Genomic DNA, 23,498 nt, shown 5'->3' on the forward strand with positions numbered 1-23,498 from the left:
TAAGTAATTCTAAAAATTAACTAAATTAGAGTTAATAACAATATTCACAATGATTTTCCACCGCGCACTCATTGAGCGCATCGATAGCATGCCCGTATCACTTTGGGTTTGTCACCCACGATGAGGCTTATCTCTATTCTCCTTGTTTTCGCCCGGCATCTGGTTACGATTTGAGGTAATATACACTTCATTTTGTAAAAAAGTTTCTATCGATTCCTCTTCATCATCGTAGTTGAAGAAATAATACATCGAATGAAACAGTGCCATGATAAAACTTATCGCACAGGTAAATACTGGAATTAAACTCAACCAGCCTAATTTAATAAAACCATAACTCACTGCGCAGACAATAAGATTAAAAATGATGCCTTGGCGCTTTTTGCGCTTGTATGGTGTTAACTGCTTTCTACTACGTGTCATATTTCTCTAAGATATTTAAGTACAACGTTTGAATCCAAATGCTGTTGGTATTCCAAATAATCAAAACCTTGCTGAAACACATATTCCGATACCAAGGTACGGATGGCGTTTTGTAACTGCTGTGGATTCCAAGGTTTCTCAAAATAATGATCAATGCCTGCGGCGTTAATTGCTGTAATGGTATCAGAGTGGGTTGCTTGACCGGTAAGTAATACTTTTTTGGTGTGCTTAAAGCGAATATCTTGCGCGACTTCAGTTAGCAATTGAATCCCTGTTTTTTCAGGCATGACATGATCAGAAACCAGCACCGCGACATACTCTCCCTGAGCATCCAATTCATCCATAAACGCCAACGCCTCTCCAGCCGATTCGCACTCTTCTATCGACAACCAATCAGAGAACATTTCAAGATCCTGTGCGACCGCACTGAGCACTTCCCGCTGATCATCAACACACACGACATTAAGCTTTTCCATAACATTCCTCCACCGGCAATTTAATTCGAAAAATGGTGTACTGATTATCGCTTTTTACTGCTACCGAACCACCATATCCCGTCACTATCCGTTTCACGATTGCCAAGCCAAGCCCCAGCCCAAATGACAATCCGCCTTTCTTCGTCGTGAAGTTAGGCTGAAAAATTTGCCTGCGTACCGATTCATTCATCGCAGGTCCGTTATTAGCAATGGTGACCAATATTCTGCTCTTATCGACTCGAGTTTGAATCAGAATTTGCGGATTGTCGGTCTCTTGCATTGCGTCACACGCATTTTTGATGATATTCACCCACACCTGAACCAATTCGGTCTCAGAGCATTGAAACTTGGGTAACTCCGCAGGCCGCACTTTCAGCGCGACCCTGCGTAAATCGCTTTGCAGTAGCACGGTCGCTTTGTTCAGGGTGTCATTAATGTCCACCCACTCCTCTTGATTGATTTCCGTTTTGCCTAACTGCTTTACTGACTGAACAATACCAATTGCATGTTTCGAGGCTAGGTGAAGATCATGCAAATCTCGTCCTACTTGCCAGAACCGCACCGCTTGCTCTGGCTGAGCAAGCCAATGTGGTGATAATTCCCCATTCGGTAGTGCCTTCGCCAACTGTTTCGCCAGACGACGCTCAATACCACAATAGTTTTCGATTTGATTGGCTAACAGACGCGCTTGAGATGAAGAGCAACGCTGACCTTGTGTCAGTCCATGCTGATAATATTCCACCTCATCAGGATGCGCTTCTTCAAGCAGTTGCTGAATAACCGTTTCTAGTTGGCGACTTTTGCTGCTCACAACCCCTATCGCGTTATTGAGTTCATGCGCCAGCCCAGCGGCTAACTGACCCAAGGTTGTCATCTGTTCAGCTAGATGAAGCTTCTGTAACGCTCGCGCTTTCGCAATGGCCTCTTGGGTTGCACGCCTTTGCCGCTGAGAAAGCTCTTGTACAATGACGGGCATAAATTGTTCGGTTAGCTTCCCCCAGCTGTGCTCTTCCACAGCTTGAGTATGGCGGTCAATCCACGCTAGCGTTGTCTCAACCTTGGCGACCACACTTGAAGACGGTATCCAAGTTCGAGAGAAAAAACTGTGCACACCAATAAACGCACCGCTGCTCGCGCTGAACACTTTGATGTCACTGTCATCATCGTGGGAATAATAGCCATCGAGTTCGCCCTCAATGACATAATAGAGGCGATCATTAAACCCACCTTGCACCAGTAACTGTTGACCACTAGCAATGGTGAGCTGCCGATTTGAATCGGAAAAATACACTTCAATGAGTTGATTAGGTTGCATCATCGCTACCTTTACCCGATGTGGCCTACGGCGTGAAGAATCCACACCATAACAAAACTCAGCACGACACCAACACAACCTAGTGTTGCACCGACTTTAACCATTTGCCGGCTCTCGATATGGCCCGTGGCATGAGCAAGAGCATTGGGCGGCGTACTGATTGGCAGTGACATGCCCAGCGATGCCGCAAAGGTCACCACTAAAATCATTGTCACTTCTCCGCCCAGCGGCGCAAGGCTGGTCATTGAGGCGCCAAGCGCTGCCATGATGGGCATAAGCAAGTTCGCGGTTGCCGTATGAGACATAAAGTTTGCCATCAATAAACATAATAACGCTGCGCCAAAAAGCACGACATATGGCGAGCACTGATCAAACGGAATGCTATTGACGACCAAGCTTGCTAAACCGGTTTGATCTAATGCAAGCCCAAGTGCGATCCCCCCTGAGACCAGCCACAAAACATCCCAAGAGATCTTTTTCAGGTCTTCTTTATTGATGATACCCGTTAATGAAAACACCGCCACGGGAATCAAAGCAATGGTATAGCTATTCATGCCGTGTAAGTCGCCCATTAGCCACAATAAAATCGTCAAGCCAAAGGTGATATAAACGACGTACGCTTTGGGCGTTTTAAGAAACTTACCTTTTATTGAGAGCTCAATGCTGCGCTGTTTTGCGGGATACAAACTGTTTAGTAATCCCCAAGCCAACGCCATCATCACTACCACAAAAGGAACGCCAAACACCATCCACTCGCCAAACGAAATTAAGTTATCACCGACTAAATATTTAAGGGCGATGGCATTAGGAGGTGTGCCAATCGGTGTCCCTATTCCGCCGATATTAGCTGCGACAGGAATACATAAAGCAAACGCAACTTTTCCAGGATCTTTGGGAGCGAACAGCGCCATCACTGGCGTTAAAATTGAGAGCATCATCGCCGTCGTCGCCGTATTGGACATAAACATCGAGAAGATAGCCGTAATCAGCATCAGTCCAAGCATCACGTACTTCGGGTTATGACCGAATGGTCGCAGTAAAACACGCGCTAAGTTAACATCCAAACGATACTTGGTCGCGGCCATCGCCAGAAAAAAACCACCTAAAAACAGCATGATGATCGGGCTGGCAAAGGTTGCCATCACATCATGATAATCCAATAACTGACCGAAATGCGGTTGCCCTTGCTCAAGGCGTAAAAACACCAACCCTTTATTAGATAGCATCAGCAATTCAAGAAGAATGATCACCACAGATGTGGCGTAAATTGGAATGGGCTCTAACACCCAACATAAGGCCGCGAGTAAAAAGATGGCGATAACTCGCTGTTGCAGTACGGTAATGCCGTCAAAAGGAAACGCGGATAATGGGAGGCATAGCACCACAATAGGGATAACAATAGGTAGCCAGTATTTGATGGATAATCGCATAATAAATAAAGCCTTGTTATTGTCACTGCGCCGAGAAAACACTCCTCGAACTTCATACTGTTTACTATCCTCGCGCTAAGACCGATTTCAGGCTTGGGGTTAGATCAAGGATTCCGTAATCGCCAACTTATTTGTTTAAAAACTGTGCTTTAGTTCTTAATTTGTCCACTTTTACATCACTGCGCAAACGTTTGCTTTTTTATTAAAATTCCGTATCATGCGAGCCAAATATTGTTAAACACACCAATTTGAGGCTGTTATGTTTGGTTCAGCAACCCGAAAAAGTGCCACTCGTGTCTTGCTCTTAGGCTCTGGAGAATTAGGCAAAGAAGTCGCGATAGAATGTCAACGTCTTGGGCTAGAAGTCATTGCCTGTGACCGCTATGCCGATGCCCCGGCAATGCAAGTTGCCCATCGTAGCCACGTTCTAAACATGCTTGATGGTGAAGCGCTTGAAGCAATTATTGCTCTTGAAAAGCCGGACTTTGTCGTCCCTGAGATCGAAGCAATCGCGACGTCAAAATTGGTTGAGCTCGAAGCGAAAGGTCTGAATGTCGTGCCTTCGGCTAAAGCCACTTTACTGACCATGAACCGTGAAGGAATTCGCCGTTTAGCGGCTGAAGAGCTAGGCCTCACCACTTCGCCATATCAATTTGCGGATAACTACCAAGACTTTGTCGCGGCGGTTGAACACGTGGGCTTACCGTGTGTCTGTAAGCCTGTTATGAGTTCATCAGGCAAAGGACAAAGCGTGATTAAAACACAGCAAGACATTGAAACTGCGTGGAATTACGCACAAGATGGCGGCCGCAGTGGCGCAGGACGAGTTATCGTCGAAGGCTTTATTGACTTTGACTATGAAATTACGCAATTAACCATCAGTGCTAGCGATGGCGTTCATTTCTGCGCCCCGATAGGCCATCGCCAAGAAGATGGCGATTACCGCGAGTCTTGGCAGCCACAAATGATGTCTGAAAAAGCGCAGCAAGCCGCTCAAGAAACCGCTGAGAAAATCGTCACGGCGTTGGGGGGGTATGGTTTATTTGGTGTTGAATTGTTTGTGAAAGGTGACACTGTCATTTTTAACGAGGTCTCACCTCGCCCACATGATACCGGGCTTATCACACTTATTTCCCAAGACCTTTCAGAGTTTGCTCTGCATGTCCGTGCCTTTACTGGATTACCGATTGCTAGTATCACTCAATACGGCCCTTCCGCCTCCGCAGTGATTCTTGGTCAGGGCACTTCCGGTGATATTCAGTTCTCCGGTATCAATGAGGCTTTAGCGTCACCAAAAACCCAGTTACGCCTGTTTGGTAAACCAGAAATTGATGGCCGACGCCGCCTTGGTGTTGTCGTAACACAACGTGACGACCTAGAAACCGCAATCAGCGATGCGGTAGCAGCTGCTCAAAGCGTTAAGGTTATTTACAACTGATTCGGTTTTCACCATACACCTTCAATAAAAAAGGCTTACCTCAAGGTAAGCCTTTTTACATCGCTGATTATGATTCGATCAAGAACACTTCTTCAGCAAAGCGACTCATGCCCTTATCGGCGATTTTAGGATGTGTGTCATCGGCGTCATCACGATACAAATGCGTGATCGTATACCCTTGAAACAGTTGACGCACTTCTTGCTCGGTGACCGAAAATGGCGGGCCAGACATTTCATCTTGGTTATAATCCAACGTCACTAACAGAATGCGCCCACCTGGATTCAGTGACTGTTTTATGCGCTCAGCATACTCGACTCGCATCTCCCTTGGCAAAGCCACCAGCGCGGCACGGTCATAAATGACGTCCACGCTTTCAATTGGCGCGGTAAAAAAGTCGCCAACATAAATCGAGAGTTCATCAAACTGATAGAGCTCATGTCTTGCGTCCACAGGAATCACAAGCGGAGTGTAGAAGTGCTCCGCAAAAAAAGAGCGGACAGCGATGTTACTCAGCTCAACCCCCTGCACGTCATTGTGTTTACTGGCCAGCCACACCAAATCTTCACTTTTACCACACAGTGGAACCAAAACTTTATCTTCGCGCTTTGGCTGAAGCTTAGGCCAAAATTGAATTAATAAGGGGTGAACATCGTCTTGATGAAAGCCAATTTGGTTGGATGCCCACTTACTATGCCAGAACTCAGGATCTCGCATTCTGATTCCTTATGTTTACCGATTATTATGGCTATTAGAATAAACGAATTGGATCAATTTCGATAGATACACAAGCCGTTCAGACTTGGTTCATAAAAGCCGCTCTATACTGACTCTCATCACATGGGATATTGGATAAAAATTTAAGGATTCGATCACGTAATTGATTGGAATTTAGACACAATTGAGATCTAATTCAAGCTTTTGACCGTTAGCTAAATCAAGACTCTTGGAACTCTGACAATTACCCCCATAACTGAACTGTAGACTTTGATTTGTCGCGTTTTACCGAACTTTTCGTCACCCACTTTCTGAGTAAAACAACAACAAATTAAGGAGAGCGTATGAGTTTATTATTGCGCACTACCGCATTGATGCTTTTAGTTTTAAGTCGCGCCCCTGCTTTTGCGGCCACGGTAAGTTTAAATCCGGAAGAAAATGGGCCTGAAACAAAGCAAAACCAAGTTTGCTCCAAAACGTTCAGGCACAATTTAAGCGGCCTTTACGGAATTGAGTCTCATCATATTAGCCCAATTCAACCCTACAATGATTTTGCTGTGCTCTACAGCAAAGCACACCAAGCGCAAGCCGAGTTAGAAACCTTATGCAAAGGTGCCGCACTTCATACCAATACACAGCCCCATTTTGCTGGCGTAAAATCTTATCAACGCTCTGTCGACAAAATTGAGCACGAACTGGGCGGCCGTGCCGATCGAATCACTGACCTCGCGCGAGCAACCTTAGTTGCCGATGATGTACCAAGCTTAATGGAAGCTTACGAAGTGCTAAGCCGTGAAACCACCATCCTCAAAGTAAAAAACCGCTTTAAAAACCCTGCACAATCTGGTTATCGTGACCTCAATGTACTGGTTCAACTGCCTAAGACCCAAATTATTGCCGAAGTGCAGCTCCACCTGAAAGCCATTGCGGATGTAAAAAGCGGCCCTGAGCATCGCCTCTACGAACAGATCCAAAAGATTGAACGTATTGCCGCAAAAGAAAAACGCCGAGCAAATGAATTTGAATTAGCACAAATTGCCAAAATGAGAAGCGAATCTAAACGTTTGTATCAAGACGCGTGGCAACCTTACATCACCACACATTTATCTGCTGCTTAATCAAAAAAGAGGTGACCCAGCAATGAGTTACCTCTGCTTTTTTGTGATTTTCATCGAAATAATTTAACTATACTATGACTAGCTAACCCCTATTTTCGATGTAGCTTATGAAGTATCACTATCTCTTAATATCGTTGATGTGGCTTCCAGCATTCGGCCACAGTGCTGAGTCTATCGCGGACAATAATTATGGCCCGTTAAAAACCTATACCCAGACTCCTTTTCGAACCAATAGCCTCTCTCCACAGTTGCAATCCAGCTTTCCAAAATCAAAAAACGACGTTGAGCTGTATATCAATGGAACCGCAGCCAGTGTCTGGGCGGTCAATTCCGATTACGAGCTGGATTACTATCAAAATCAAATCGCGTTTGGTGGGCTCTGGCAGGCAACACCGGATTGGAAGTTTGGTCTAAACTACCGATGGAATTATGCGGGTAACAATCATATTGATGGCTTAACCATCAGCTTCCATGATTTGGTCGGTTTAAGTCAGAATGGTCGTGATGATGTCGAAAATGATCGTTTTGTCATGGATTTACCTGACTACGGTATTGAGCAGCGTGACTTTCGTGGTAAAACCTTAAGCCAAGCGATCACCGCTTACGGGCAATATTTGTTATTTGCCAATCAAAACCACGCCTTCTCTATCGGTACCTCACTTTACTACAATCACTTCGACGCGAGCCTCTTTCAATCAAACGACGTCGAGTTTGGCACCCAACTCAACTACAGTTATCGCCATGGTGCACATCATGCCGATTTTATGCTGTCTGCCACACACCACAATCATCAAAAGCAATATCAGAATTTGCCGTTTCGTAAAAATGCATGGTCGAGTGGCGCGAGTTACCAATATGATTTTACTGTTCGCCATCAGTTGATTGTTCAGGGCATGATTTATCAAGGTTTATCTTATGCCGACGATGAATTTTCAAAGCTTGCTATCGAGTGGGTTCTAGGTTATCGCTACAATATGCAACACTCAGCACTTGAAGTTTCTATGATCGAAAATATGTTCAACGCCGATAATAGTACCGACATTGCGTTTACCTTGGGTTACCGATATCGCTTAGGTAATTGATGAGTCTGACGATGTGACCTCGTCACGCAAACTTGCACATTTCGATTGAATTCCATCTTATTTGTGTCAATTTTGTATAGTCAATTAATTACTGAGCAATCGTTATGCCACAAACGCCACGTTATCTCACGATCAAACGCTATATCTTAGATAACATTACGTCCGGTCGATGGTTACCAGGCGATCGCATTCCAACCGAACTCGAGCTAACCCAGCAATTTTCGGTAAGCCGCATGACGGTCAACAAAGCCGTGCGGGATCTCGTGGCAGAAGGAATGCTACAGCGAAAACCTCGAGCAGGAACCTTTATTTGTTCCCCGGATGATAAAGCGGAATCTCCGTTGCTGGATATTCGTAATATCGCGGCAGAAGTTCAGCAACGAGGGCAAGAATACAGCAATAAAGTGCTCAAACAGACCAAACTCGTTGCTGATGACGAGATAGCAATTAAACTCGGAGTAATGATACGTAGCACGGTCTATTATAGTGAAATCATTCATTACGCCGATGAAAGACCGATTCAACTTGAACTACGCTGGGTAAACGCTCAATACGCTCCAGGTTATCTATCCCAAGATTTTACCCAGCAAACACCTAACCAATACTTATCGGCCAATTGTCCACTCAGCGCTATTGAACATACCGTTGAAGCAGTGGTTCCCGACGAGCAAGTTCGCCGAGCTTTGCGTCTTGGTGCGAATGAGCCTTGCCTGTTGCTTAATCGCCGAACTTGGAGTGGTGATAAATTGGTCAGCTCAGCCCTTCTCTATCATCCGGGAACAAAATATAAACTGAGCTCTAAAGTCAGCGTTGCAACTACGTAGACCGCCCTAACTAGGCAGTGTCGTTTCAAGCGCCTATGAACGATCACATTTTTTTAACGGGCTACTTGCACTTAACGAGTAATAGAGACAATAATTGTATATACATTTAAATCTTCAGGACTCGCGGATAACATGGACTTTGTGCTCACCAACGCGCGAATGGTTTCACTGCAGGCCAATAAAGCCGGTTATGATGTTTCACCCCCCCAAAATATCACCGTCATTAACGGCAAAATCTCTGCCATCAGTCACCTCCTTCCTGAAAATAATTCGTTAAAAGTCATCAATTGTGCAGACAAGCTACTCACACCAGGTTTGATTGACTGCCATACCCATCTCATTTTTGCCGGAAGTCGTGCGAACGAGTTTGAAATGCGTCTAAACGGCGTCCCATACCAAGAGATCGCAAAGCAAGGCGGCGGTATCTTATCGACGGTTCAAGCAACGCGAAGTGCGACTGAACAAGAGTTAATCGAACTGGCGCTGCCCCGCCTCGATGGATTAATTCGCAGCGGGGTCACGTCAGTTGAAATCAAATCCGGTTATGGACTCACTCTCGATGATGAAATAAAAATGCTTAAGGCAGCCAAAGCGCTGGAAAGTTACCGATCAATTAAGGTGTCGACAACGTTGCTTGCCGCGCATGCAATCCCCCCAGAGTATGCCGGACGCGCTGATGATTACATTGACTATGTTTGTAACGTTATCATCCCGGCGGTTGCCGAGCAGAAACTGGCTTGCTCTGTTGATGTATTTTGTGAATCCATTGGTTTTACCCTGGAACAAACCGAGCGCGTTTTTAAAAGTGCGCAACAATTTGGCCTTAAGATTAAAGGCCACACCGAGCAACTGTCTAACCTCGGTGGAAGCGCGTTAACCGCCCGTTATCACGGTGTGTCGGTTGATCATATCGAATACTTGGACATTGAAGGGGTCAAAGCCATCGCCCAATCGGGCACGGTTGCCACGTTATTACCTGGCGCATTTTATTTTCTTCGTGAACAGCAATTACCTCCGATTAAAGCCTTAAGAGAGTACGATGTCCCCATGGCATTAGCGACCGACATGAACCCAGGTACATCTCCTTTTGCCGACCTCACAATGATGATGAACATGGGTTGCACGCTGTTTGGATTGACACCGGAAGAAGCCCTACGCGGCGTGACATGCCATGCCGCTAAAGCCATAGGCCAAAGCGAGTGCCGTGGTCAATTACGGGAAGGATTTGATGCTGATATTGCGATATGGAATATTCAATCTCCCGCGGAGCTCAGCTATCAGCAAGGCATTCCCCTACTTGCCGCACGGGTTGTTGACGGCCGATTTGAGCGTATCTCCAGCGAGTCTTATTTTCAGTAACGCAACGTGTTTAGTACATAGTTAATAACAGGCGTTACTCAGTACAAGTCACATTATGATGAAGGGAGTCAGCATGCTGAACTTAACTTTAAAACCGGGTCAGTTGACCTTACATGAACTCCGTCAAGTCAGCCGTTCTCCTGTCACACTCACTCTGGATCCTGACGCGATTCCAGCGATTGAACGTAGTACATCCATCGTCAATCAAGTTATCAGTGAAGGAAAAACGGTCTACGGAATTAATACGGGATTTGGTTTACTAGCAAACACCAAAATTGCACCACACGATCTTGAGACGCTGCAGCGAAGTATTGTGCTCTCTCACGCAGCGGGGATTGGTCAGTTCATGGCCGATGAGACGGTGCGCTTGATGATGGTACTGAAAATTAATAGCTTAGCGCGAGGGTTTTCCGGTATTCGACTTGAGGTTATCAACGCATTGATGACCTTAGTCAACGCAGAGGTCTACCCTTGTGTACCTCAAAAAGGGTCAGTTGGCGCCTCTGGTGACCTTGCTCCACTGGCGCATATGAGCACCATCTTATTAGGTGAAGGGCAAGCTCGTTATCAAGGAGAGATCATCTCTGGTCTGAGCGCACTCAAAATCGCTGGCTTGTCACCCATCACTCTCGCTCCTAAGGAAGGGCTAGCCCTACTCAACGGTACTCAAGCATCTACCGCATTTGCGCTTGAAGGTCTATTTGGCGCCGAAGACCTGTTTGCATCTGCCACCGTATGCGGGGCGATGTCGGTGGAAGCCGCACTTGGAAGTCGGCGTCCTTTCGATGCGCGAATTCATCAAGTGCGCGGGCATCAGGGGCAAATAGACGCCGCCGCCGCGTTTCGACACTTACTCGGTGAAGACAGTGAGATTGGGCTCTCTCACACTGACTGTGAAAAAGTGCAAGACCCATATTCACTGCGTTGCCAACCTCAGGTCATGGGCGCATGTTTACAACAAATACGCAGTGCGGCCGATGTTTTAATCGTGGAAGCCAACTCCGTGTCAGATAATCCTTTGGTGTTTGCCGATGAAGGTGACATCATTTCTGGTGGTAACTTTCATGCAGAGCCGGTCGCGATGGCTGCAGATAACCTGGCCCTAGCCATTGCTGAAATCGGCAGTTTATCTGAGCGCCGCATGGCGCTGCTCATTGATAGTGCGTTGAGTAAATTACCACCATTTTTAGTGGATAACGGCGGCGTTAATTCCGGGTTTATGATTGCTCAGGTTACCTCGGCGGCGCTTGCCAGTGAAAACAAAACACTCGCTCATCCAGCTTCGGTTGACAGCCTGCCCACCTCTGCCAATCAAGAAGATCACGTCTCGATGGCGACATTCGCCGCAAGACGCTTGCGCGATATGGGTGAAAATACCCGCGGAATTTTGGCCGTAGAATATTTGGCATCAGCGCAAGGGCTGGATTTTCGCGCGCCAAATAAATCATCCGTGCACGTAGAAGAAGCAAAGCAAATACTGCGAGAGCAGGTCCCTTTCTATGATAAAGACCGCTACTTTGCACCTGATATTGAACTCGCGAACCAACTGCTCAAATTAGCGACACATAATCATCTGATGCCCGCAGAGCTGTTGCCGAGCAGCGTATAAACCAAAGAAAAGGGCCTCGTTCAACGAGGCCCTTTTCTATCAAACTAGATCGGAATCTCACTCAAAAATCAAAGTAACCAACGTTTCACTCTCTGCTTGTACTTCTCATAACGCTCACCATACTGCGCCGTCAAAAATCGCTCTTCAGGGATAATTTGAAAACGATTCATATACAAAATGAACACCCAGCACCAAGCAATGCTTGCCCAGCTTTGTAGCCAATACGCTGCACCAAACAGTGTCGTCAATAGCGACAAATACATCGGATTGCGTGTTACTGAAAACACACCGTGCTCCACCAGCTGAGAAACCTTATGCAATTTTATCGGATTGACGGTGGTCTTGGCTTTGCGAAATTGATAGAGGCTGCTGAAAGCAAGAATGACAGCAATGACCAAACAACCAATAAATACCCAGTCCGTTTTAGGAAGCGGTAAGTAAGCGTCAGGAAACAATTCCGATGATTTAGCCATCGCCACTAAAAGAATAAGAAATACCGCAACTGGTGGGACTTTCAATTCGAGTTTTCTCAACACCGTGTTCCTATTCAAGCATGAAAAACAAGCGACCCGCCTCATACGACGGGTCTATATATCGTAGCGAACAAAATCCAATTACACGAGGTGCAGCAAAGCTTGCAATGGATGCTTCGCTTTATAATGCTCAAAGCGTTTCACCTGACTTCGACATGAGTATCCTGTGATCAAACAGCGCTCTTTGGGTAAGTCGTCAAGGCGAGGCCGCCAACTTAGCGCATAAATATCTTTGGACATCTGAAGCTTATCCACTTCGTGACCAAATGTACCTGCCATGCCACAGCACCCCACAGGGACCGACTCTAAACGCCCCCCAAAGTGGGTAAAAATTTCTCCCCACTGTTTTTCAGAATTCGGCATCCGCGTTTTTTCTGTACAATGACCGAGCAAATACCAAGGTTCATCTTGTTTTACTTTCGAGGCGGTAAAAGAATTCAACCGAGGCAGCAACCACTCATGTACAGACAAAACTTCAAAATCACCGCGATCAGGGCCTAAAATCTCTGCGTACTCATCTCGGTAACAAAGCACTAATGCTGGGTCAACTCCGACCATTGGAATGTTCAGCTCGGAAACTTGTTCTAAAAATGCGGCGGTTGTTTTCGCCGTATCAGAAAACTGCTTGAGGAACCCTTTGATGTGCTGTGCTTTACCATTCGGTTTAAACGGCAATATCACCGGTGTATGACCAAGGCGCTGTACCAGTTTGACAAAGTCTTCAACCACATCCGCATCGTAGTAAGTGGTAAATGGGTCTTGAACAATCAAGACATACCGTTCACGCTCTTGTTCCGATAAGGCCGACAGTTTGCGTAAATCAAACCCTTCTATCTTGCGGGTTCGCTTTGCCAAAATAGGGGTTGATAGCAGCGGCGTATCCACATATCCAACTGTCGATGCCGTTAGGCTTTGTACCCACTTCTGTTTAATTACCCCATTCACTATGCGCGGCGCTTTGGCCATCATCGGCAACATAGTCTCAATGTTCGCGACTAAATAATCTTTTGCAGGGCGTTGATAGCGAGTGTGATAAATATTTAAGAAGCGAGACCGAAAACTCGGCACATCCACTTTAATCGGACACTGGCTTGCGCACGCTTTACAGGCAAGACAGCCATTCATTGCTTCGTAGACTTCGTGAGAAAAGTCATATTCTTTATTGCGGTTGAAGCGGTTACGAACACGATCAATCATTGATTTGACAGGGGTTGATGATATCAGCGCTTGATGTTCCAAATCTAGAATATCAATACCCTGTTCGGTAAGTTGACGTAACCATTCACGCACAAGCCCTGCACGGCCTTTAGGCGAATGACGACGATCTGCGGTCACCTTCATCGATGGACACATGGGTGAGGCGGTATCGTAGTTAAAGCACAACCCATTACCATTACACTCCATCGCCTGTTTGAAGCTGTCACGGACCTTAACGTCAATTTGACGATCGAAATAGCCGCGTTTGGTATCGGATACTTTGACCAATTCAAAATCACTGTCGAGCGGCGTACAAATCTTTCCTGGGTTCATTTTATTGTGCGGGTCAAACGCCGCCTTTACACGTCGCAGTTCGTTAAACAGCTCTGTACCAAAAAACTCTGGGCCATATTCTGAGCGGTAGCCTTTGCCATGCTCTCCCCACATCAACCCGCCATATTTCGCGACCAATTTAACCACTTGATCGGAAATTTCATGCATCATTTTTTCTTGTTGAGGATCGCACAGATCCAGCGCGGGACGTACATGCAGTACTCCAGCATCAACGTGACCAAACATCCCATAAGCAAGCTGCTTTGAGTCTAAGAGCTCACGAAATTCTGCAATAAAATCCGCTAAATTTTCGGGCGGCACGCAAGTGTCTTCGGTAAAGGGAACCGGTTTTGCTCGACCTTTCGCCGCGCCTAAGAGGCCTACCGCCTTTTTCCTCATGTTGTAGATACGGTTAATGCTCGCCAGGTCGTCACACACTTGATAACCAATGATACCCGCCTCACCTTTTGCCATCATGTCATCAAGGCTTTGAGTAAGGGACGCAACCAACTGCGCATTTTCCGCTTGGTCTTGACCGGCAAACTCGACAATATTAATGCCCAACATCTCTTGTCCAGCAACATCAGTAATCAAATCACTGACGGTGTGCCAGACAATGTCTTGCTTGGCAAGATTGAGCACTTTGGAATCGACGGTTTCAACCGATAGCGCTTTCGCCTCGACCATCAAAGGTGCGTTGCGTAATGCGGCATCAAAGGTGTTGTATTTAATATTCACCAAGCAACGCGCTTTAGGAATTGGCGTTAGGTTTAGCTTGGCTTCAGTAATGAACGCCAATGAGCCTTCCGACCCACATAACACTCGAGTGATGTCAAAGGTATCGCTGTGTTCATCAAACGCATTTTTTAAATCATACCCTGTTAGGAAGCGGTTTAAATCTGGGAATTTATCAATAATTTGCTGACGTTTTTCACGGCACACCTGTTCGGTCACCTTGAGTGCGTCAAAGGCATATTCACCCTGTTCAGGTAAGCCGTGAGATAAATCCGATTCCAAAATAGAGCCGTCTGCAAACACCGCTTGCACAGAGAGGACATGGTCAGAGGTTTTACCGTATTTCAACGACCCTTGTCCCGACGCATCGGTGTTGATCATACCACCCAGCGTTGCGCGGTTACTGGTCGATAGGTCAGGAGAAAAGAAATAGCCGTAGGGACGAACCGCATCATTGAGTTGATCCTTGATGACCCCGGTTTGAACGCGAACCCAGCCTTCTTGCTCGTTAATTTCGAGAATGTTATTCATATAGCGAGACAAGTCGACCACGATACCCTTCGTCAAGGATTGTCCGTTGGTCCCCGTACCGCCACCGCGCGGAGAAAACGTGACGCGCTCGTAATCTCCACGACAAGAAATACGGCCAATTAGAGCGACGTCTTGTGTCGATTTAGGATGAACGACCGCTTGCGGTAATTGTTGATAGACACTGTTGTCTGTCGCGACGGCCAAACGGCTGGCGTATTGAGTTTCAATGTCGCCGCTAAATCCTTGAGCTTCAAGTTCATGAAGGAAATTAACCACCAACGGGTCAACGTTATTTTGTAATTCTAGTCTTGGTAACATGTGCTTCCTGCCCCTTACTGCGCCGATCCTATCAGCAATGGGTTATCATTATTAATTTTGTTGATTTTCGTCACTTTACAACATTTAAAAAGGTGATCAAAACAGAATCTGCTGCGCACAATGGAAGTTCTCGCAATTGTTACCCAAACTTAAGTATTATACCTCTGCATTCCATGGGATCTTATGAGTGAATCATCAATGAAGAAAAACAAAATCATCACTACCGAAGACATTCTTTTAAAACTATGTCAGTCCGTCTCCACCGTACTCAGCTCCGCCACCGCGACTAACGTCACCTACTCCGCGATGGTGCAAAAGATTACTAAAACCAGTTTAAAGCCTGATTTTGGCTGTTTTGTCCTTTTTGATGGTGGGTTTTCTGGGCTGGTGGTCATCAACTTTACCTCTAAAGCCGCCCTTGAGCTTTACACCAGTTATATGCGTAATATGGGGATGCCTGAAGAAGAGTTAGCCGTGCTCCACACGTCTGATGAAGTTGGTGATGTGTTGGGTGAACTAATGAACCAATTAGTCGGCGACTTCACCAATAAAGTGCGCAAAGATTTGCAAACCAACATTACGCAGAACCAACCTAAAATGTTGTCACTGAACAAACAAGTGATTCTTTCTGTGGACACCAATCTCGATCGTCCTCAAGCACGCCGCGTGACGTTTTCTACCGAGAAAAACAACATTTTTTATCTTGAACTCGCGATGGATAAAACAGAGTTTATTCAGTTAGAAGAGTTTGATGTCGCCGAAGACGAAACGCCAGATAGCATTTTAGAACGCACACGTCAGCAGATGTCTGAATCCAGTAAACGCACTCAGGAAGAAAAAACTTCTGGTAGCGCAGACAATGATCTGTTTGATGAATTAGGTATTTAAGTCACACTCAGCTCGAGTTATGGATGAAATTCATCACTCGAGCCTTTTCTATTATTTCGTTTTTACCTCGAACGCGCTAAAATAGCCGACTTTGTCAATCACAGAGTTTTTTTGCCGTCGATGGATAAACAGAAAGCCCTCAAAAAAATTGCGAAATGTTTGGAGTTAGGTAACTCAGCAAACGTCAATGAAGCAGCAAACGCAATCAAAATGGCTCATCGTCTTATGGTCAAGTATGGCCTGGATAAAGACGATATTGAGTTCATTAAAATGGGTAAGACGCAATCAACTCATCTTCTTCCCGCTAATATCAGCTCGACTATTTTACGTGTCATTCGCGGCATCAATACCAAGTTTGGCGTTGAAGCTGTGCTGCTTAACCACAAGGGGCTAAAACGGACAGAATTTATTGGTGAAGCTGACCGTGCCATTTTTGCGGCGTTTGCATTTGATATCATTTATCGAGAAATGAACGAACAAACGGGACGTTTTCGCAATAGCTTTGCGGGGACGGGCACATCAAACTCAGAGGTGACACGTCGAGTCAACTCGTTTGTATCAGGCTGGGTTGAAGGCGCCTTAGAGAAACTGCCGATTATCACACCCGATGAAGAGTCGACCAGAAAAATTGACAGTTACATTGACCGCGAGTTTGAAAATATTGACCGTGAAACCTTTAAGCAGCAGCTTAAAGAAGCGATGAAAAACATCACTGCTGACTATGAGAAAGGTCTTAAGAAAGGCCGCACCGTTTCCGTCAGTCGCCCAATCGATGGTGCCCAGGCACCAAAGTTACTCCGCTAATTGATGCCCTAACGATTTGCCCGTAAGACAACGCGGGCAACAACCCACTCTCCCTTTTCACCTCCACGCCTAAGTCTTATAACGAGATCCTACCCCCAGATTTCATGAAAGAAAGACAAGATTGTTGTGGTTGTGATTATTCAAGGTGTACAAAAGCATCTAAACTAATGACTCAAGTGGTTTAAAAATCCCCACTCGGTAAACATTTAGTCAAATCACTACTACCTGATTTGACAGCAGCGACCATCCAACGTTTATTGTCTAACGTTTTTTAACTAACGGAGACGTGTTTGTGAAAAAGTTAACCACAGCGCTGGCCATTGCCATCGCTTTGACAGGGTGTCAGGCGACACAGCGCCAAAATGCGACCACTGGTGAAAATGAAACCAACTCAACCACTAAGGGAGCGTTGATCGGCGCCATTACTGGTATTGCAGCAGGCCTTGCCACAGGTGATGACGCGAAGGAACGCCGCAACCGTGCATTAATTGGTGCAGCTGGTGGTGCAGCGATTGGCGGTGGTGTCGGCTACTACTTCGACCAGCAAGAAGCAGCACTGCGTAAAGAATTGCTTGATTCTGGTGTTCAAGTACAACGTGTGGGTGAAAATCAGCTATTACTTCGTATGGAAAATGGCATTGGCTTTCAAACGAACTCGTATCAACTCGATTCCTCTATTCACAACACTCTTCGTGGCGTCGCTCGAATTTTGGTGGAATACCCAGACACGAGCTTAGTCATCGATGGGCATACCGATAGCACAGGCAGTGACACAACCAACCAAATCTTATCTGAGCGCCGCGCTGAATCGGTTCGTTCATACCTGGTTTCGCAAGGGGTCGCAGCAGGCCGAGCCGTTGCGCGCGGTAATGGTGAACGTTACCCAATTTGTACCAATGAAACATCTGCAGGACGCGCATGTAACCGCCGGGTTGAAATTCAAATCCTGCCTTTAAAATAATCGACAGATCGTTTTAAATAAATCGGCCCTCACTGGGTCGATTTTTGTATTCATGGAGATAAAGATTGAGCATCAAAAACGTCGTTCTATGTTTAGCACTGCTAGCGCCTTTGCACGCTGGCGCTGAAGATTTAGAGACATTACGTCAGCAAGCAGAACAAAATAATACTCAAGCTCAATTTGAACTCGCCCAGCGATATGCAAACGACGAGTCCGCTCTTCCTGATGCCAGCTATTGGTATACTCAAGCAGCCCAAAATGGGCACCTTCAAGCAAGCCTCGCCCTTGCCAAGTTGTCATTAAACACCAGCAACAATATGGAATTTTCTTCAAGTTTTTATTGGCTGTTGAAATCGGCAGTAACGGGCAATACCCAAGCGCAAATTGCAATTGCTGAACTTTACCTTTCTCCCGAAGGGCAAACCATCGCTTCAGAATCTTTAGCTCAAGCTTGGTATCAACTTGCGGCAGACACTGATGAACAGGCGGCCGATGTCTACGCGCTGTTATTGGAGCAACAGTTCAACCAGCAGCGAGCAAAACAACTGGCTGCTATCAATGAGCGAGAGCACAGTATCGAAGAAAGTACACAGTCATCCACGAACGCAAATCAGATAAGCCCCAGCCATGGTTGGATGCTTTATAGCATCATTGCTCTTGCGGCAGCGCTGGCGATAACTCTATTATTATTGGTTAAGAAGCGCTTCACGCACCAAAAAGACCAAGCTTCCGCTAATTATGTCGAGCAATTGCAAGCACACATTGACCAGCAAAATGCGACAATCAAGCAGCAAAAGCGTCAACTAGAAACACTCTTTCGCCAATTTAAAAAGCTTGAAGCGACTCCTCAGCCACCAAAAACAGAAACCCGTGATCACAAACTAGGTCTCGCGGCTTCGATGTTTGGCTACCGCCTTGCAAACTTACCCGATGAAAAACAGCTCAAAACTCGCTATAAACAGCTGTGTAAAATTTATCACCCCGATTTAAAAGGCAGTGATGAAGAAATGAAGCGTTTAAACAGCGCATTAAAAATTCTTGTGGCCCATGTTAATAAGTAGTTACATATAAACTATTAATTCGAAGTCATGTGCGATATACCTTCAACGAGAAAAGCAATCGATACCCCTCCCATTTCATAACAAAATTTCAACATTAGTGCGTAGGCTATGCAATAATTTGCGCCGCTAGGATTACATACTGTAAACCAGGTGAGGAGATAACATGTTTACGATTGAGGGTGTTTGTGATTGGTGTAAAAAGCCCGCTCTAGTAATCAAACACGAATATATTGATAGCAAGTGTCACTACTCATGTGAACAATGCAACAGTATTGCAACGCTTGACGTTCGACAGTTTAATATTGGCGAAATACAACAACGCGAACGTGAACAAGCTCGGCAATCAATGCGTCAATAACAGCCTTTTGCTGAAAAAAACAACAAGAAGCGCCTTATACGGGCGCTTTTTTGATCGCCGTAGACGACTGTATATCCGCCTAGTCTTTGTCCACATCACTAGACCCGACCACTTCCCCACCCTCAATGTCATCATAAAGAAATGATTACTTTTATCTACTATTCAACAACTTAACACAAAAACCGCGTATAACCACCAACATCATGGATAAAAAAACAACAAATATGACTTGATCCAGTTGTCGATCAGTAATACTGTATGCACATACAGCATGTATGAAGGAACAGTATTATGATTCAACTAAAAGCACGTACTCATTCGAAACACAATGTTCTTGCCCAACCAACAAAGCCTTTAGATATTGATGCCCGAACATTGGAGCGCATTGCTGGCTTATCTCAGCAGCAGCAATGGGTACTGTTCACTTCAGAATGCCCTCGCCCTGATCTCCAACAGCTCAATGCTTTTAACGTACTTTGCAAAAATGTGATTCATATGAAGCCATCTCGAACTAAGTCGGAAATTGAAATCGTCATACAGGCTATTAAATCTCAAAACGCCAGCGCGATAGTTGCGTCGACGAATATCGATTTAATTAATCAAAAACTGCTGACTCAAATGGCAGAGCGTTATGGGTGTGAACTGTTTTTCGTTGAAGGACAACACTCGCAATATCATTAACCACTCCGAATTACAGCTGTCTGTTCGCCTCTTTTGATATTACGAAAGAGGCTTTTTTGTATCTATTTTTCATTGCCAAGGCAAACGTTTGCTTTTTCTCTGGAAGTGTCAAAATCTTCTGGTATGATTCTTCTCAAATTTAAGTGATTTCTTTCACTTCTACGCTGTTGTTTTGAAATTAAGCATAGGAATGCCTCATGAGCCTCGCTGACCAAGTTCTTGCCGTCAATGACGATCTTCCCATTCGTACCGATAAGCCCGTTCACAGTGGGAAAGTTCGCTCTGTTTACTGGCTAACAGAGCAAGATAGCCGCCGTCTGATCAAAGAAAAAGGTTACCCAGTTCCAGATGATGCCCCGTTGGCCATCATGGTGATCAGTGATCGAATTTCTGCATTTGACTGTATTTGGCATGGTGAAAACGACCTTCAAGGCGTTCCAGGAAAAGGCGCGGCGCTTAATGCTATTTCCAACCATTGGTTTAACCTTTTTAAACAAAATGGATTGGCGGATAGTCATATACTGGATATTCCCCACCCTCTTGTGTGGATAGTACAAAAAGCCAAGCCAGTAAAAATCGAAGCCATCTGTCGTCAATACATCACGGGCTCAATGTGGCGTGCATATGAAAAAGGCGAACGCGAATTCTGTGGTATCAAGCTACCTGAAGGACTAGAGAAGGATAAAGCCCTGCCCGAGATACTTATCACTCCGTCCACTAAAGGCATTCTGAAAGGTATTCCCGGTGTTCCTGAAGCCGATGATGTCAATATTTCACGCCAAAACATTGAAGAAAATTACTCCGCATTTAACTTCGCTTCACCACAAGATATCGCTCACTACGAAAAGCTTCTTAAAGACGGGTTTACCGTTATCAGTGATGCTCTTCAACAAGTGGGTCAGATTTTCGTTGATACAAAATTTGAATTTGGCTATGTCACTGACCGTAGCGGTCAAGAAAAACTGATTTATATGGACGAAGTCGGTACGCCAGACTCCTCGCGTCTGTGGGATCAAAACGCTTACTCTGAAGGGAAGATCGTTGAAAACTCGAAAGAAGGATTCCGACAGTTCTTACTTAACCATTTCCCTGACCCAGATATTCTGCTCAACAAAGAGAGAATGCCAGAGCGTGAAGCGCTAGCACGAGACAACGCACTGCCGCTTGATGCACTGATGGCGGTGTCAAAAACTTATACAGATATCGCGGAAACAATCACCGGAAAGCCCGTCGTGATGAGCAATAATCCAAAACAGGACATCATCGATATTCTACAAGCGCAATATGGCTTGATTGACTAAGAACATGCCTTGATCAAAAAAAGCGCCACTAAAAAGTGGCGCTTTTTGTTGCTGCAACCTTATCAGCTTATAACTTAAAACGCTGAATGTGACCATGCAATTGATCAGACAGTGCTGAGAGTTTACCTGCCTGCTCTGCAGCCTGAACCGCTTCATCAGAGAGATCATTTGATACGTCACGAATACCTTGTGTATTGCGCGTCACTTCTGAAGTCACTGAGGCTTGTTCCTCTGCCGCGGTCGCGATCTGAGTCGCCATATCGCTGATCAGTTCAATCGCCGATTTAATCTGCTCCAAATTATGTGCTGCTTGCTCAGCATCCGCAACGGAAGTGTTGGCCAGATTGCGGCTATCATCCATGATGGTAACGGCTTTACCCGTCGTGGATTGCAGCGTCTCAATCATAGTCTGGATCTCTTTCGTTGACGCATGAGTTCGCTGGCTCAAGACACGAACTTCATCGGCAACAACAGCAAACCCTCGACCTTGCTCACCAGCACGAGCAGCTTCAATTGCTGCATTTAAGGCCAGCAAATTGGTTTGTTCAGCGATATCAGTGATGGTGCCCAAAATCGTACTAATACTCTGGCTATGCCCATTAAGTTCTTGAATCACATCCGTGGCGATTTGTACTTCTTTCGCGAGGTTTTGAATTGACGCTTGAGTTTGCCCCACTTGCGCGGAGCCATTAACCGATGTCGATACCGCTTGCGTTGCCGAATGCGCGGCATTATCAGCGTTATTGGCAATCTCATGAGTCGCTGCTGACATCTCATTAATGGCAGTCGCCACCATATTGATTTCGTCTTGTTGCAACCCAATACGCTCACTACGCTCTTTAGCTTGGTTTGCGGTGGCGCGTGACTGTTCAGAAAGCTCGCCCGCAACAGAATGAAGTTGTATAACTAGCGTACGCATATTTTCAACAAATACATTAAAATTACGCGCCAATTGTCCGACTTCATCATCAAAACGCGGAGTAATGGTTTGAGTTAGGTCACCGTCACCCGATGCGATTTCTTCCAATGCCTTGGAGACGCGGCCTAAATCACGAAATAGGAAGTTAACCAGCCATGACACCAAGCCAAACACGGCCAAAGCAATAATAGACGCGGTAAAGATCAGCCCTTTAAGTAACTGATAAAAGCTTTGTAACTCTGTCGATTTATCCAACTCAATGGCGAAGTACCAATCGGTGTTCGGCACTTTCTTAAACAACATCAACTTTTCGACGCCAGCGACGTCGACGCTCTCCAGCACAGAGTCAGTTGCCGCTTGTTTAATATTGGGCATGGAAAGATTGGACGACAATTCACTGACAGGTTTTAGGATAAGTTCGCTATTTTGGTGAGCGAGAAACGTACCATTTTGCGCATCAATCAGCATGGTGTTGGCATTCACACCGGCATCAAGCGCAATCACATCTTCCACCAACTGATCAATCAGTACATCTGCGCCCACAACACCAATAAACTGACCTTGCTTGTTAATTGGCTCGGCTATCGTAATTAAAAGCGCATTGGTGATCGCATCTTGATAAGCCGTGGTAATAATCTGTTTACCCGCCGATTTTGCATCTTGATACCAAGGACGTTGTCTTGGGTCATAACCCGCCCTATTCCGCTCTGGATGCGAGCGCAGCATCTCGCCTTGTGTTGTTCCAAAGAAAATATCATCGAAACCACCCGCATTTCGCGATTGTTGAAGAAAGGGAATCACATCCGCTTCTTGGGTATGGTCATTAAACGATTGAGCAATCGATTCACGGATAGCCACCCAGTCGGAAATACTGGAAGCGGTCGCTTTTGCTAAGCTTGTTGTTCGATTATAAATGGCCGCTTGAGTCTGCTCATATAAACGATGAGACGCCAACCAAGTTAACGCGCTGGCCATGGCCACCACCGCCAATAAACTCGACCCAATTAACTTGGACTTTAGAGTGATTTTCATTTTTATCAGGACACCATAACGTTTATTTAGGGAATGGCATGTTACCGTATAAACTCATTG

At 45.7% G+C, this 23,498-nt stretch carries 21 protein-coding genes; 13 read left to right on the forward strand and 8 right to left on the reverse strand.

Going from position 1 to position 23,498, the window contains the following annotated elements; genetic code table 11:
- Positions 1 to 111: 111 nt before the first annotated feature.
- From ACFFUV_RS04865 to ACFFUV_RS04880, 4 genes are read right to left on the reverse strand one after another with little or no spacing between them, the layout of a single operon-like run.
- Positions 112 to 420, reverse strand: coding sequence for a hypothetical protein (locus ACFFUV_RS04865; protein WP_390190137.1), 309 nt, complete (start codon positions 418 to 420; stop codon positions 112 to 114).
- Positions 417 to 896, reverse strand: a complete 480-nt coding sequence (locus ACFFUV_RS04870) for a response regulator (protein WP_390190138.1) — start codon at positions 894 to 896, stop codon at positions 417 to 419. Before ACFFUV_RS04870 ends, ACFFUV_RS04865 begins: the two co-directional genes overlap by 4 nt.
- Positions 883 to 2,214: an ATP-binding protein gene (locus ACFFUV_RS04875; RefSeq protein WP_390190139.1), complete on the reverse strand. Its 1,332-nt coding sequence runs from the start codon at positions 2,212 to 2,214 to the stop codon at positions 883 to 885. The genes ACFFUV_RS04870 and ACFFUV_RS04875 overlap by 14 nt, the downstream gene beginning before the upstream one ends.
- A gap of 8 nt (positions 2,215 to 2,222) precedes the next feature.
- On the reverse strand, positions 2,223 to 3,641 hold the full coding sequence (locus tag ACFFUV_RS04880) for an SLC13 family permease (protein ID WP_390190141.1): 1,419 nt from the start codon (positions 3,639 to 3,641) through the stop codon (positions 2,223 to 2,225).
- 259 nt (positions 3,642 to 3,900) lie between these two features.
- On the opposite strand from ACFFUV_RS04880, the gene purT reads away from it, so the two are divergent.
- Positions 3,901 to 5,079, forward strand: coding sequence for a formate-dependent phosphoribosylglycinamide formyltransferase (gene purT / locus ACFFUV_RS04885; RefSeq protein WP_390190142.1), 1,179 nt, complete (start codon positions 3,901 to 3,903; stop codon positions 5,077 to 5,079).
- 67 nt (positions 5,080 to 5,146) lie between these two features.
- Here the strand turns inward: purT and ACFFUV_RS04890 are convergent, their stop codons facing one another.
- Positions 5,147 to 5,794, reverse strand: coding sequence for a thiopurine S-methyltransferase (locus ACFFUV_RS04890; RefSeq protein ID WP_390190143.1), 648 nt, complete (start codon positions 5,792 to 5,794; stop codon positions 5,147 to 5,149).
- A 344-nt stretch (positions 5,795 to 6,138) separates the two neighbouring features.
- Between ACFFUV_RS04890 and ACFFUV_RS04895 the strand changes: the two genes are divergently transcribed.
- The 5 genes from ACFFUV_RS04895 to hutH all read left to right on the forward strand — a co-directional run bounded on the left by ACFFUV_RS04895 (position 6,139) and on the right by hutH (position 11,786).
- Positions 6,139 to 6,912 (forward strand): nucleotidyltransferase family protein, encoded by a 774-nt coding sequence (locus tag ACFFUV_RS04895; RefSeq protein ID WP_390190144.1) that lies wholly within the window; start codon positions 6,139 to 6,141, stop codon positions 6,910 to 6,912.
- A 107-nt stretch (positions 6,913 to 7,019) separates the two neighbouring features.
- The gene (locus tag ACFFUV_RS04900; protein WP_390190145.1) at positions 7,020 to 7,994 is read left to right on the forward strand and encodes a DUF3187 family protein; all 975 of its coding nucleotides are present in this window, start codon (positions 7,020 to 7,022) and stop codon (positions 7,992 to 7,994) included.
- 104 nt (positions 7,995 to 8,098) lie between these two features.
- Complete coding sequence (gene hutC, locus ACFFUV_RS04905) at positions 8,099 to 8,818, forward strand: histidine utilization transcriptional repressor HutC (protein WP_390190147.1); 720 nt, start codon at positions 8,099 to 8,101, stop codon at positions 8,816 to 8,818.
- Positions 8,819 to 8,950: 132 nt separating this feature from the next.
- On the forward strand, positions 8,951 to 10,177 hold the full coding sequence (hutI, locus tag ACFFUV_RS04910; RefSeq protein WP_390190148.1) for an imidazolonepropionase: 1,227 nt from the start codon (positions 8,951 to 8,953) through the stop codon (positions 10,175 to 10,177).
- Positions 10,178 to 10,250: 73 nt separating this feature from the next.
- A complete protein-coding gene (gene hutH, locus ACFFUV_RS04915) occupies positions 10,251 to 11,786 on the forward strand; it encodes a histidine ammonia-lyase (RefSeq protein WP_390190149.1) in 1,536 nt (511 codons plus the stop codon).
- Positions 11,787 to 11,854: 68 nt separating this feature from the next.
- Here hutH and ACFFUV_RS04920 read toward each other — a convergent pair whose 3' ends face one another.
- Positions 11,855 to 12,322: a methyltransferase family protein gene (locus ACFFUV_RS04920; RefSeq protein WP_390190151.1), complete on the reverse strand. Its 468-nt coding sequence runs from the start codon at positions 12,320 to 12,322 to the stop codon at positions 11,855 to 11,857.
- 78 nt (positions 12,323 to 12,400) lie between these two features.
- Complete coding sequence (ydiJ, locus tag ACFFUV_RS04925) at positions 12,401 to 15,433, reverse strand: D-2-hydroxyglutarate dehydrogenase YdiJ (RefSeq protein ID WP_390190153.1); 3,033 nt, start codon at positions 15,431 to 15,433, stop codon at positions 12,401 to 12,403.
- Between the two features lie 198 nt (positions 15,434 to 15,631).
- Here ydiJ and ACFFUV_RS04930 point away from each other — a divergent pair, with 198 nt between their 5' ends.
- From ACFFUV_RS04930 to ACFFUV_RS04960, 7 genes are all read left to right on the forward strand, one after another.
- Positions 15,632 to 16,321: a DUF3334 family protein gene (locus ACFFUV_RS04930; protein ID WP_390190154.1), complete on the forward strand. Its 690-nt coding sequence runs from the start codon at positions 15,632 to 15,634 to the stop codon at positions 16,319 to 16,321.
- Positions 16,322 to 16,441: 120 nt separating this feature from the next.
- The gene (locus ACFFUV_RS04935; RefSeq protein ID WP_390190156.1) at positions 16,442 to 17,125 is read left to right on the forward strand and encodes a DUF2786 domain-containing protein; all 684 of its coding nucleotides are present in this window, start codon (positions 16,442 to 16,444) and stop codon (positions 17,123 to 17,125) included.
- Between the two features lie 292 nt (positions 17,126 to 17,417).
- Positions 17,418 to 18,086 carry a YiaD family glycine zipper/OmpA-like lipoprotein gene (locus tag ACFFUV_RS04940; RefSeq protein WP_390190157.1) on the forward strand — a complete coding sequence of 223 codons (669 nt, stop codon included), beginning with the start codon at positions 17,418 to 17,420 and terminating at the stop codon, positions 18,084 to 18,086.
- Between the two features lie 65 nt (positions 18,087 to 18,151).
- Positions 18,152 to 19,147, forward strand: coding sequence for a J domain-containing protein (locus tag ACFFUV_RS04945; RefSeq protein WP_390190159.1), 996 nt, complete (start codon positions 18,152 to 18,154; stop codon positions 19,145 to 19,147).
- A 163-nt stretch (positions 19,148 to 19,310) separates the two neighbouring features.
- On the forward strand, positions 19,311 to 19,505 hold the full coding sequence (locus ACFFUV_RS04950) for a hypothetical protein (protein ID WP_390190161.1): 195 nt from the start codon (positions 19,311 to 19,313) through the stop codon (positions 19,503 to 19,505).
- A 291-nt stretch (positions 19,506 to 19,796) separates the two neighbouring features.
- Positions 19,797 to 20,186: an ImuA family protein gene (locus ACFFUV_RS04955; protein WP_390190163.1), complete on the forward strand. Its 390-nt coding sequence runs from the start codon at positions 19,797 to 19,799 to the stop codon at positions 20,184 to 20,186.
- Positions 20,187 to 20,383: 197 nt separating this feature from the next.
- Positions 20,384 to 21,487: a phosphoribosylaminoimidazolesuccinocarboxamide synthase gene (locus tag ACFFUV_RS04960; RefSeq protein WP_390190165.1), complete on the forward strand. Its 1,104-nt coding sequence runs from the start codon at positions 20,384 to 20,386 to the stop codon at positions 21,485 to 21,487.
- Between the two features lie 67 nt (positions 21,488 to 21,554).
- Here the strand turns inward: ACFFUV_RS04960 and ACFFUV_RS04965 are convergent, their stop codons facing one another.
- Positions 21,555 to 23,438: a methyl-accepting chemotaxis protein gene (locus ACFFUV_RS04965; protein ID WP_390190167.1), complete on the reverse strand. Its 1,884-nt coding sequence runs from the start codon at positions 23,436 to 23,438 to the stop codon at positions 21,555 to 21,557.
- Positions 23,439 to 23,498: the final 60 nt, after the last annotated feature.

It is taken from the genome of Vibrio olivae, from assembly GCF_042428525.1.
Classification (GTDB): domain Bacteria; phylum Pseudomonadota; class Gammaproteobacteria; order Enterobacterales; family Vibrionaceae; genus Vibrio; species Vibrio olivae.